The organism is Enterobacter sp. CFEC122 (assembly GCF_052983755.1).
In genome coordinates this window covers 30,981-42,954 of record NZ_JBRIQR010000040.1, presented here as the reverse complement: position 1 = coordinate 42,954, position 11,974 = coordinate 30,981, and the positions used below count along the sequence as shown (strand labels likewise).

The 11,974-nt window shown below is 56.8% G+C and carries 8 protein-coding genes; 4 read left to right on the top strand and 4 right to left on the bottom strand.

The annotated features are described in order from the left end of the window. Nucleotides 1-25: 25 nt before the first annotated feature. Nucleotides 26-1,969: a bifunctional 2',3'-cyclic-nucleotide 2'-phosphodiesterase/3'-nucleotidase gene (locus ACVCAM_RS21550; protein WP_407223005.1), complete on the bottom strand. Its 1,944-nt coding sequence runs from the start codon at nt 1,967-1,969 to the stop codon at nt 26-28. A gap of 190 nt (nt 1,970-2,159) precedes the next feature. On the opposite strand from ACVCAM_RS21550, the gene cysQ reads away from it, so the two are divergent. After that, the gene (gene cysQ, locus ACVCAM_RS21545; RefSeq protein WP_008501432.1) at nt 2,160-2,900 is read left to right on the top strand and encodes a 3'(2'),5'-bisphosphate nucleotidase CysQ; all 741 of its coding nucleotides are present in this window, start codon (nt 2,160-2,162) and stop codon (nt 2,898-2,900) included. Here the strand turns inward: cysQ and ACVCAM_RS21540 are convergent. Next, the gene (locus ACVCAM_RS21540) at nt 2,894-3,451 is read right to left on the bottom strand and encodes a YtfJ family protein (RefSeq protein ID WP_008501431.1); all 558 of its coding nucleotides are present in this window, start codon (nt 3,449-3,451) and stop codon (nt 2,894-2,896) included. The two genes, cysQ and ACVCAM_RS21540, sit on opposite strands and share 7 nt — an antisense overlap. A gap of 324 nt (nt 3,452-3,775) precedes the next feature. On the opposite strand from ACVCAM_RS21540, the gene ACVCAM_RS21535 reads away from it, so the two are divergent. Further along, complete coding sequence (locus ACVCAM_RS21535) at nt 3,776-3,982, top strand: DUF1107 domain-containing protein (protein WP_008501430.1); 207 nt, start codon at nt 3,776-3,778, stop codon at nt 3,980-3,982. 69 nt (nt 3,983-4,051) lie between these two features. Here the strand turns inward: ACVCAM_RS21535 and ACVCAM_RS21530 are convergent, their stop codons facing one another. Continuing rightward, nucleotides 4,052-5,389, bottom strand: coding sequence for a hemolysin family protein (locus ACVCAM_RS21530; RefSeq protein WP_008501429.1), 1,338 nt, complete (start codon nt 5,387-5,389; stop codon nt 4,052-4,054). A 211-nt stretch (nt 5,390-5,600) separates the two neighbouring features. Continuing rightward, entirely contained in the window at nt 5,601-6,242 is a 642-nt protein-coding gene (gene msrA / locus ACVCAM_RS21525) for a peptide-methionine (S)-S-oxide reductase MsrA (RefSeq protein ID WP_059362863.1), read from the bottom strand. A gap of 224 nt (nt 6,243-6,466) precedes the next feature. Here msrA and tamA point away from each other — a divergent pair, with 224 nt between their 5' ends. Together tamA and tamB are read left to right on the top strand one after the other, a co-directional pair. Continuing rightward, nucleotides 6,467-8,200, top strand: coding sequence for an autotransporter assembly complex protein TamA (gene tamA, locus ACVCAM_RS21520; protein WP_008501426.1), 1,734 nt, complete (start codon nt 6,467-6,469; stop codon nt 8,198-8,200). Next, nucleotides 8,197-11,973: an autotransporter assembly complex protein TamB gene (gene tamB / locus ACVCAM_RS21515; protein WP_407223006.1), complete on the top strand. Its 3,777-nt coding sequence runs from the start codon at nt 8,197-8,199 to the stop codon at nt 11,971-11,973. The genes tamA and tamB overlap by 4 nt, the downstream gene beginning before the upstream one ends. Nucleotide 11,974: the final 1 nt, after the last annotated feature.

Sequence of the window (11,974 nt, the reverse complement as noted above, 5' to 3'; positions counted from 1 at the left end):
GAAGCGCCACCCGGCACAATCGCCGCTACTTATTTAAATCCAGGTGATAAATCGCGAACCCAATATCATCCGTCGCGACCTGTTTCATCGGATACTGCGCCTTCTCCTTAATAAACGCGGCTGCCTTCTCGGACGGTGACGTTTCAAAGCGGATATCCAGCGGCGTATCGCTGTGGATCGGCGCCAGACGCCAGTTGTTATCCACCGCCGGATGAATTTCGCCGGCCTTTTTCGACTCCGCGCTGATCCACGCCGCCAGCACAGAGCGGTTCTCGTCCGGCGAGGCAAAGGCGATGTGGCTATCTCCCGTACCGGCAAACTTACCGCCGTAGGCACGGTAGTTATTGGTCACCACCAGGAAAGTGGCATTCGGGTCGATCGCCTTGCCGTTGAAGGTCAGGTTTTTAATGCGCTCCGCCTGCGGGTTGATCGCCTGACACTCGCCGTCATATTTCGCCGGCTGGGTGGCGTCAATCTGGTAGTTCACGCCGTCGATCACGTCGAAGTTGTAGGTGCGGAAGCCGTCCCAGTTAATCAGCGACTGCGGCTTGCTGCTGTGTGGGTCAATCTGGTTAAACTGTCCGGCAGAACACTCCAGCCACTCTTTTACCTCTTTCCCGGTGGCTTTAACCACCACCAGCGTATTCGGGTAGAGATAGAGATCGGCGGCATTACGGAAGGTGAGCTGGCCCTTTTCGACCTCCACATAGCTTGCCGGGTCATTCTTACGTCCGCCCACTTTGAATGGCGCTGCGGCTGAGAGTACCGGCAGTTTCGCCAGATCCGGATCGCCCTGCACAAAGTGTTCGGCATAGGCTTTCTGCGCCATGTTGACGACCTGGACGGTCGGATCGTCCTGCACCAGCGCCAGGAAGCTGTACATGCTGTCGGCGGATTTGCCGATCGGCTTGCTGACGAATTCGCGCGTGGCGTCGTGATCGTGCTTCAGCACGTCGACCAGTTTTTTATCTTCCGCCGCCAGCGATTTTTTCGCCGCCGCGTCGTAAATTGGGCGCGCTTCGGCTTTTGACTGCGTGACCTTCCAGCGGCCGCCGTCGTTATTCAGCACCAGATCCACCACGCCAAGATGGTCGCCCCACATGCCCGGCATCACCGACGGCACGCCGTTAAGCATCCCTTTCTCAATATCCACCCCTTTAATGCTGGCAAAGTCTTTGCCCGGGAAGACCGCGTGGGCGTGGCCGAACAGGATTGCATCAACGCCCGGAATCTCACTCAGGTAGTAAACGGAGTTTTCTGCCATGGCCTGGTATGGATCGGCGGAGAGGCCGGAATGGGCGACAACGACCACCAGATCGGCGCCTTTCTCACGCATTTCCGGCACGTATTTACGCGCGGTTTCGGTGATGTCGTTAACGGTCACCTTACCGTCGAGGTTGGCCTTATCCCACGTCATGATCTGCGGCGGGACAAAACCGATATAGCCGATTTTCAGCGTCTGTTTTTTCCCGTCCTGATCGACAACCTCAGTCTCTTTAATCAGGTAAGGCGTAAAAAGCGGCTTTTGGGTCTTAACGTCGATGATATTGGCGTTAACGTACGGGAATTTTGCACCTGCCAGGGCATCATGCAGGTATGTCAGACCGTAGTTGAATTCATGGTTGCCGAGGTTACCGACGGTATAGTCCAGGGTGTTCATCGCTTTATAAACAGGATGGATCTCGCCTTTTTTCAGCCCCCTGGTCGCCATGTAGTCCCCGAGCGGACTGCCCTGAATGAGATCGCCGTTATCGACCAGCACGCTATTTTTCACTTCGCCGCGCGCCGCATTGATCAGACTTGCCGTGCGTACCAGTCCGAATTTTTCCGTCGGGGTATCTTTGTAGTAATCGAAATCCATCATGTTGCTGTGCAGATCGGTCGTTTCCAGAATACGTAAATCGACCGTCGCTGCCTGCACGCTCGCCGCAATCAGCGTCGCCAGGAGCGTTGCGCTAAACTTAATCATCAGAAGAGTCCTTTTTTCGATCCAGGCCACAAAAGAGTATGTATCTATAACGTGTTGCTTACATAAATGTGAATCCTGACAGAAAAAAGCAACCTGAAACCGGAATTGCTTCACAGATAGCGGAATTGTTCACATTACGATATAACTAAAACAAAGAGTTAACCTCACTGAGTTAACAAAGAGGTGGAAAATGCTAGATAAAATTTGTCAGCTCGCACGGGATGCGGGGGATGCCATCATGCAGGTGTATGACGGTAGTAAACCCATGGAGGTTGTCAGCAAAGCGGACGACTCTCCGGTCACGGCGGCAGATATCGCGGCGCATAAGGTGATCCTGAAAGGGTTACAGGCCTTAACGCCGGACATCCCCGTCCTGTCAGAAGAAGCGCCGCAAAGCTGGGAAGAGCGCCAGCACTGGCAGCGCTACTGGCTGGTGGACCCCCTGGACGGGACAAAAGAGTTCATCAAGCGCAACGGTGAATTCACCGTCAATATCGCCCTGATTGAGAAGGGTAAAGCGGTGCTGGGCGTGGTCTACGCGCCGGTCATGAAGGTGATGTACAGTGCTGCGGAAGGAAAGGCGTGGAAAGAAGAGTGCGGCGTGCGCAAGCAGATCCAGGTGCGAGACGCGCGTCCGCCGCTGGTGGTGATTAGCCGCTCGCACAGCGACAGCGAGCTGCAGGAGTATCTGCAGCAGCTGGGTGAACACCAGACCACCTCGATTGGCTCATCGCTGAAATTCTGCCTGGTGGCGGAAGGACAAGCTCAGCTCTATCCGCGTTTTGGGCCGACGAACGTCTGGGATACCGCCGCCGGGCACGCCGTGGCTGCGGCCGCCGGGGCGCACGTTCATGACTGGCAGGGCAAGCCGCTGGACTACACCCCGCGCGAATCCTTCCTCAACCCCGGCTTCCGCGTCTCTCTTTATTGAGCCAGCAGCTTATGCAGCAGGTCGACAACCTGCTGCACCTCTTCCTGGGTCAGCGCCCCGTCTTTCACCCACTGTACGCGGCCGTTCTTATCCAGCACGACAATCGCAGAGCTCTCTTCCTCCAGCTGCCAGGCCTTACGGGTGACGCCGTTGCTGTCGACGATAAACTGCGACCATGGGTAGAGCTTTTTATTGCTCTCAAGGCTTGAACGCACAAACATCCCGGAGCCCGGAATGGCGTCATCGGTATTCACGATCGTGGTGGTCTGGTAACGATCGTGTGGGAATTTTGCTGCCTTGATCGCCTCCACCAGGTTGGCATTTTTCTCTTTTGCAGATGTACGACCGGCAATATGTTGTACAACTCTCACTTTGCCCGCGAGCTGCGCGCTATTCCAGGCTTTATAGCTAAACTTATCATTGTCGAGAATCAATTCTCCCCGGTCAGCAATGCCGACTGGCGGTACACGTTGTCCTTTTTCAATGTTGTGAGCACTCGCCCACAGGGGCAGCAGCAGGCAGGCTGCTGCAAGGATATTACGTAGGGTCATGGCGTTTCCTTATTGTTTGCAGGTGATCCGACCACTTGGTCATGCACTTTTAATGATAAGTGCGATCAATGTGGTTTTCCCGCAATCCCGATGCCACTTTGCGGGTGAACGCACATATCCATGAAAAAACGACGGCTTATACTGCGCTCAGTCACGCTTTGCAAAGATTATTCTGAATAATTGTAATCAAACGGTAAATAAACTTATGCACACTGGGTAACACCGTAGTTCTGGTCTATAGTCATTGGGCATTAAAATTTGCGCTCAGGACAGTCGGGCCGATTGTGGCACCGCAAGAGCGTATGATTCGCAGGAGATACAAGAATGAAAATTTTCCAACGCTACAACCCGCTTCAGGTGGCGAAGTACGTGAAGATCCTGTTCCGTGGACGGTTGTATATCAAGGATGTTGGCGCTTTTGAGTTTGATAAGGGCAAAATCCTTGTCCCAAAAGTGAAGGACAAACAGCACCTGTCTGTGATGTCCGAAGTCAACCGTCAGGTTATGCGTCTGCAAACTGAGATGGCTTAACCAACGTGCTATGCAGTAGTTAAAAAAACGGCTCCCGATGGGAGCCGTTGATGTTTGTGGGGACCGACGTTACGCCGATACCTTCTCTTCCGCATCCGGCAGCTTCGGCACCAGTACGGTCGGTTTGTTGTCGATGCGCGTCACCAGCAGCTGGTCGATGCGGTAGTTATCAATATCCACCACTTCAAACTTGTAGCCGGAGAACTTCACCGAGTCGGTGCGTTTCGGGATCTTACGCAGCATAAACATCATAAAGCCGCCGATGGTCTCGTAGTTTCCGGACTGCGGGAACTCGTCGATATCCAGCACGCGCATCACGTCTTCAATTGGCGTGCCGCCATCAATCAGCCATGAATTATCGTCACGCTGGACAATCTGCTCTTCCAGCCCCTGGCCTACCAGGTCGCCCATCAGCGTGGTCATGACGTCGTTGAGGGTGATAATACCCACCACCAGCGCGTATTCGTTCATGATCACCGCGAAGTCTTCCCCGGCGGTTTTGAAACTTTCCAGCGCTTCTGAGAGCGTCAGGGTGTCCGGCACAATCAGGGTATTGCGGATCTGCACGCCGCTGTTCAGCGCCAGGCTCTGGTTCGCCAGCACGCGGTTCAGCAGGTCTTTGGAGTCGACGTAACCGATGATGTGGTCAATATCTTCATTACAGACCAGGAACTTGGAGTGCGGATGCTGCGCCACTTTGTTCTTCAGGCTCTGCTCATCTTCATGTAAATCGAACCAGATAATGCTTTCACGGCCCGTCATGGAAGAGGGCACGGTACGGGATTCCAGTTCGAATACGTTCTCAATCAGCTCGTGTTCCTGCTTACGCAGTACCCCGGCCAGGGCACCGGCTTCCACGACCGCATAAATGTCGTCAGAGGTGATGTCATCTTTACGCACCATCGGCAGCTTAAAGATGCGGAAAATGACGTTTGCCAGGCCGTTGAAGAACCACACCAGCGGGCGGAACACAAACAGGCAGAAGCGCATCGGGTTGATGATACGCAAAGCCACGGCTTCTGGCGCAATCATACCGATGCGTTTCGGGGTCAGGTCGGCGAAGAGGATGAACAGCCCGGTCACCAGCGAGAAGGAGAGGATAAAGCTCAGCTGTTCGGCCAGTTCGGCGGACATGTACTGCGCAAAGAGGCTATAAAACGCCGGGGAAAACGCCGCATCGCCCACGATACCACCCAGGATAGCCACCGCGTTCAGACCAATTTGCACCACGGTAAAGAACGTACCGGGGTTTTCCTGCATTTTGAGAATGCGAGAGGCGTTGATGTTGCCCTCGTCGGCGAGCAGCTTCAGTTTGATTTTACGGGACGCGGCCAGCGAGATCTCGGATATCGAGAAAAATGCACTGACGGCAATCAGACAAAGTATTACTAAAATACTGTTTAACATAGTTTATCCGGCTTCTCGCCAGATCCTCAGAAGGGGAGTTGATACCATTTGTGTGGAAACACATTGAACATCAGCTCGTAGCGTTGAGCCGATTATTTCAGCGGCTAGTATAGCGTAAAGAGATGTAAATCTGCCAGAGGTCACATTTTTACATAAAACAGACCGGACAGCGGGTGCTGCCCGGTACGGGCGACGATCTAACGGCTGATAATCAGGCCAGCTGTGGTGGCAGGCAGACGCCGATACCTCCGATTCCGCAGTAGCCGTACGGGTTTTTATGCAGATACTGCTGGTGATCGTCCTCGGCGTAGTAGAACGGTTTCGCGGTGGTGATTTCCGTGGTCACCTCGCGCGTATCGCCCGCTTCACGCATGGCCTGCTGGAAACGCTCAAGGCTGGCGCGCGCGGCGGCATTCTGCTCAGGGGTGAGCGGATAGATAGCCGAGCGGTACTGCGTGCCGTGGTCGTTGCCCTGACGCATGCCCTGCGCCGGGTCGTGGTTTTCCCAGAAGACCTGCAGGAGCTGTTCGTAGCTGATTACCGTCGGGTCGTACACTACGCGTACCGCTTCCGCATGGCCGGTTTCGCCGGAGCAGACTTCGCGGTAGGTTGGATTCGGCGTGTAACCGCCCGTGTAGCCGGCTGCCGTGCTGTAAACGCCAGGCAGCTGCCAGAAGAGGCGCTCAACGCCCCAGAAGCAGCCCATAGCGAACAGGGCGATTTCCATGCCATCAGGAACGTTAGTCATGGAATGGCCATTGACGGCGTGTAAAGTCGCCACAGGCATAGGGGTGTTGCGTCCCGGTAATGCATCTGCTTGTGAAACCAGATGCTTTTTGTCGAATAAACTCACGGTGGGGCCTCCCGGGGTGCGATGTTTCGGTTAAGGTTGTCACGGCGCGTTTGATTGAACACAATAAATGCGCTGAATGAGTCTAGATTTAATCATAAGAAATATTTGGGTGTTACACCCATTTTCAACCCGAGATTCGGGTTTTTGGCCAACAGGCTGTATTTTGCCGCGGAGCGGCACTTCATTTGCTTCCAGGGTGGAAACAGGGATATTCAGGAGAAAACGTGACAAAAATCCGCCAGTTATGTTTAGTCAGTCTGTTGCTGACAAGCGGGATTGCCAGCGCGGCGAATGTCCGTTTGCAGGTTGAGGGGTTATCCGGGGCGCTACAAAAAAACGTGCGTGCGCAGCTATCGACCATCCAGAGTGATGAGGTGACGCCGGACCGGCGTTTCCGCGCGCGCGTCGATGATGCCATCCGTGAAGGACTAAAAGCGCTGGGGTATTACGAACCCACCATTGATTTCGATCTCCGCCCGCCCCCAAAGAAGGGGCGCCAGGTGCTTATTGCCCGCGTTTCGCCGGGCGAGCCGGTGCTGATTGGCGGCACCAACGTCATCCTGCGCGGCGGGGCGCGTACCGACCGGGATTACCTCGACCTGCTCAGCACGCGGCCGAAAATCGGCACCGTGCTCAACCACGGTGACTACGACCACTTCAAAAAAGAGCTGACCAGCGTTTCCCTGCGTAAGGGCTACTTTGACAGCCAGTTCAATAAAAGCCAGCTGGGCATTGCGCTGGCGCGACGTCAGGCCTTCTGGGATATCGACTACGACAGCGGAGAACGCTACCGCTTTGGCGACGTGACGTTCGAAGGGTCGCAAATTCGTGAAGAGTACCTGCAAAACCTCGTGCCCTTTAAAAAAGGGGATTACTACCAGTCGAGCGACCTGGGAGAGCTGAACCGACGGCTCTCAGCCACCGGCTGGTTTAACTCCGTGGTTGTCGCCCCTGAATTTGATAAGTCTCGCAAAACCAAGGTGTTGCCGCTGCACGGCGTTGTTTCGCCGCGCACCGAGAACACCATTGAAACCGGTGTGGGCTATTCGACGGACGTTGGCCCGCGCGTGAAGGCCACCTGGAAAAAGCCGTGGATGAACTCCTACGGCCATAGCCTGACCACCAGCGCCAGCATTTCCGCCCCGGAACAGCAGCTCGATTTCAGCTATAAAATGCCGCTGCTGAAAAATCCGCTTGAGCAATATTACCTGGTTCAGGGGGGCTTTAAGCGCACCGACCTGAACGATACCGAGTCCGATTCCACCACGCTTGCCGTGTCGCGTTACTGGGATCTCTCCAGCGGCTGGCAGCGCGCCATCAACCTGCGCTGGAGCCTGGATCACTTTACCCAGGCCAACGTCACCAACACCACCATGCTGCTCTATCCTGGGGTGATGATCAGCCGCACCCGCTCGCGCGGCGGCCTGATGCCGACCTGGGGCGATTCCCAGCGTTACTCTATCGATTACTCCAACACCATGTGGGGTTCCGACGTGGATTTCTCGGTGATTCAGGCGCAGAACGTCTGGATCCGCACGCTGTATGACAAACACCGCTTTGTGGTGCGCGGCAACCTCGGCTGGATTGAAACCGGCGACTTCGACAAGGTCCCGCCGGACCTGCGCTTCTTCGCCGGGGGCGATCGCAGCATCCGCGGCTATAAATACAAATCCATCGCGCCTAAGGACGATGACGGCAAGCTGATCGGTGCCTCTAAGCTGGCTACCGGCTCGCTGGAGTACCAGTACAACGTCAGCGGAAAATGGTGGGGCGCCATGTTCGTCGACGGCGGCGAAGCGGTGAGCGATATCCGCCGCAGCGATTTTAAAACCGGCGCGGGCGTCGGCGTACGCTGGCAGTCACCCGTCGGGCCCATTAAGCTCGATTTCGCCGTGCCGGTGGGCGACAAAGAAGAACACGGATTACAGTTTTACATCGGTCTGGGGCCTGAATTATGAGTTTATGGAAGAAGATAAGCCTCGGGGTGCTGATTTTTATCGTGCTGCTGCTCGGTACGGTGGCGTTTCTGGTAGGAACGACGACCGGGCTGCATCTGCTGTTTAACGCCGCGAACCGCTGGGTGCCGGGGCTGGAGATTGGCCAGGTGACGGGCGGCTGGCGCGACCTGCGCCTGAAGAACATCCGCTATGAGCAGCCGGGCGTGGCGGTGAACGCCGGGGAGTTTCACCTGGCGGTGAAGCTGGGCTGTCTGCGTGACAGCAAGCTCTGCGTCAACGACTTGTCGCTAAAAGACGTCAACGTGGCGATAGATTCGAAGAAAATGCCGAAGTCTGCGCCGGTAGAGGAAGAGGACAGCGGTCCGCTGAATCTCTCCACGCCGTACCCGATCGCGCTTTATCGGGTGGCGCTTGATAACGTCAATATCAAAATCGACGACACCACCGTGTCCGTGATGGATTTCAGCTCTGGCCTGCGCTGGCAGGAGAAAAACCTCACCCTGACGCCAACCTCCCTGCAGGGCTTGCTGATCGCGCTGCCGAAAGTGGCCGACGTGGCGCAGGAAGAGATCGTCGAGCCGAAGATCCAGAACCCGCAGCCGGAAGAGAAGCCGCTGGGCGAAACGCTGAAAGACCTCTTCTCGAAGCCTGTCCTGCCGGAAATGACCGATGTGCATCTGCCGCTGAACCTCAATATTGAAGAGTTCAAAGGCGAGCAGCTGCGCCTGACAGGCGATACCGACCTGACGGTCTATAACATGCTGCTGAAAGTCAGCAGCATTGACGGCAACATGAAGCTCGACGCGCTGGATATCGACACCAATCAGGGCTCGGTGAACGCGTCAGGCAACGCCCTGCTGCGCGACAACTGGCCGGTGGATATCACGCTGAATAGCGCCCTGAACATTGACCCGCTCAAAGGCGAGAAGGTGAAGGTCAAAGTGGGCGGGGCGCTGCGCGAGAAGCTGGATGTCGGGGTCAATCTCTCCGGCCCGGTAGACATGGTCCTGCGTGCGCAAACCCAGCTGGCGGAAGCCGGGCTGCCGCTCAATCTTGAGGTGGTCAGCAAGCAGCTTTACTGGCCATTCACCGGCGAAAAACAGTACCAGGCCGATGACCTGAAGCTGAAGCTGAGCGGCAAGATGACCGACTATACGCTCTCGTTCCGCACCGCAGTGAAGGGGCAGGGCGTGCCGCCCGCGAACATCACCCTGGATGCGAAGGGCAACGAACAGCAGGTTAACCTCGACAAGCTGACCGTCGCGGCGCTGGAAGGCAAAACGGAGTTGACCGCGCTGCTCGACTGGCAGCAGGCGATCAGCTGGCGCGGTGAGCTGAAGCTGACGGGCATTAACACCGCCAAAGAGGTGCCGGACTGGCCGTCGAAGCTGGATGGCCTGATCAAAACCCGCGGCAGCCTGTACGGCGGCACGTGGCAGATGGACGTGCCGGAGATTAAGCTCACCGGGAACGTAAAGCAGAACAAGGTAAACGTTGAAGGATCGGTGAAAGGCAACAGCTACCTGCAGTGGGTTATCCCGGGTCTGCACGTGGCGCTGGGCCGCAACACGGCGGATATCAAAGGCGAGCTGGGGGTGAAAGATCTCAATCTGGACGCCACCATCGATGCGCCGAATCTGGATAACGCCCTGCCGGGCCTGGGCGGTACGGCGAAGGGGCTCCTGAAGGTGCGCGGCACGGTAGACGCGCCGCAGCTGCTGGCGGACATTACCGCCAATAACCTGCGCTGGCAGGCGCTGAGCGTTGCCCGCGTCCGCGTGGAAGGGGATGTGAAATCCACTGACCAGATCGGCGGAAACCTGAACCTGCGCGTAGAGCGCATTTCTCAGCCGGACGTCAACATTAACCTGGTGACCCTGGACGCCAAAGGGAACGAAAAGCAGCACGATCTCCAGCTGCGCGTGCAGGGCGAGCCGGTCTCCGGCCAGCTTCACCTGACCGGCAGCTTCGACCGCAAAGAGGAGCGCTGGAAAGGGACGCTGGATAACACCCGCTTCAACACGCCGGTCGGGCCGCTGGCGCTGTCGCGCGCCATCGCGCTGGACTACCGCAACGCCGAGCAGAAGATCAGCATTGGGCCGCACTGCTGGACCAACCCGAATGCGGAACTGTGCGTGCCGCAGACCATCGACGCGGGCGCGGAAGGACGCGCGCAGATCAACCTCAACCGCTTCGATCTGGCGATGCTGAAACCGTTTATGCCGGATACTACCCAGGCCAGCGGCGTCTTCAGCGGAAAAGCCGATGTCGCCTGGGACACCACCAAAGAGGGGCTGCCGCAGGGTAGCGTCACGCTGTCCGGGCGTAACGTGAAGGTGACGCAGGAGGTGAATGACGCGCCGCTGCCGGTGGCCTTCGACACCCTGAACCTGAGCGCAGATCTGCATAACAACCGTGCGGAGCTGGGCTGGCTGATTCGTCTCACCAACAACGGTCAGTTTGACGGCAAGGTTCAAATTACCGACCCACAGGGACGGCGAAATCTGGGCGGCAACGTCACTATCCGCAACTTCAACCTGGCGATGGTGAACCCGATTTTCGCACGCGGGGAAAAAGCCGAGGGCATGGTAAATGCCAACCTGCGCCTGGCGGGCAATGCGCAAAGCCCTCAGCTGTTCGGCCAGCTGCGCCTCAGCGGCGTGGATATTGACGGCAACTTTATGCCGTTTGACATGCAGCCCAGCCAGATCGCGATGAACTTCAACGGCATGAGCTCGACGCTGAGCGGATCGGTACTGACGCAGCAGGGGCAAATCAATCTGAGCGGCGACGCGGACTGGAGCCAGCTCGACAACTGGCGCGCCCGTATTGCCGCGAAGGGCAGTAAGGTGCGCATCACCGTACCGCCAATGGTGCGCCTGGACGTCTCGCCTGATGTGGTCTTTGAAGCTACGCCAAGCCTCTTCACGCTTGACGGTCGCGTTGACGTGCCGTGGGCGCGCATCGTGGTTCACGACGTGCCGGAAAGTGCGGTCGGCGTCTCAAGTGATGAAGTTATGCTCAATGAAAATCTGAAACCGGTCGAACAGAAGAGCGCGGGCATACCGATTAATAGTAACCTTATCGTGCACGTGGGGAATAACGTGCGGTTGGATGCGTTTGGGCTGAAGGCGAGGCTTACGGGCGACCTGAAGGTGGCGCAGGATAAACAAGGGCTTGGCCTGAACGGGCAGATCAATATCCCTGAAGGGCGATTCCACGCCTATGGTCAGGATCTGATTGTCCGTAAAGGCGAGCTGCTGTTCTCCGGTCCACCGGATCAACCCTTGCTGAACATTGAAGCGATTCGTAACCCGGAAGCGACGGAAAACGACGTCATTGCCGGGGTACGCGTCACCGGTTCCGCCGACGAACCGAAGGCGGAGATCTTCTCTGACCCGGCGATGTCCCAGCAGGAAGCCCTCTCTTACCTGCTGCGTGGTCAAGGTCTCGACAGCGGTCAGAGCGACAGCGCGGCGATGACTTCGATGTTAGTGGGGCTGGGGGTTGCACAAAGTGGGCAGGTTGTGGGTAAAATCGGCGAGACGTTCGGCGTAAGCAATCTGGCGCTGGACACCCAGGGCGTGGGTGACTCCTCGCAGGTGGTGGTCAGCGGCTATGTACTGCCGGGTCTGCAGGTAAAATATGGTGTGGGGATCTTTGACTCACTGGCAACACTCACGTTACGCTATCGCCTGATGCCTAAGCTATATCTGGAAGCAGTGTCCGGCGTAGACCAGGCACTTGATCTGCTCTATCAGTTTGAGTTTTAGC